Here is a 270-nt window from a genome sequence, read left to right on the forward strand (position 1 = left end):
GCGGCAACTTTGAGAAATTGGAAGTTGCTGGCAACGGCGCAACTACCGCGATCAACGACACCATCGACAAGGTCGATGTGGTTCTGACCGCTACCACCACCGTCGGCGAAGGCGGCAACATTGTTTACACCGCCAGCCTTGTGGATAAAAACGGTGCGCTGGTGACTAACATCACTAACCCGCTGACTGTCACCCTGGACAACGGCAAAACCATCACCATCGGTGTGAACCAATCCAGCGGCACGGTCACCGCCGTGGCACCGAATGACG

At 56.7% G+C, this 270-nt stretch carries 1 protein-coding gene; it reads left to right on the plus strand.

Annotation, left to right across the window (positions count from 1 at the left end; translation table 11 throughout):
* The coding region (locus tag BFP90_RS29400) for an immunoglobulin-like domain-containing protein (protein WP_256097518.1) at positions 1 to 270 on the plus strand (270 nt) is incomplete at both ends.

It is taken from the genome of Pseudomonas sp. 24 E 13, from assembly GCF_900004715.1.
Classification (GTDB): Bacteria; Pseudomonadota; Gammaproteobacteria; order Pseudomonadales; family Pseudomonadaceae; genus Aquipseudomonas; species Aquipseudomonas orientalis_A.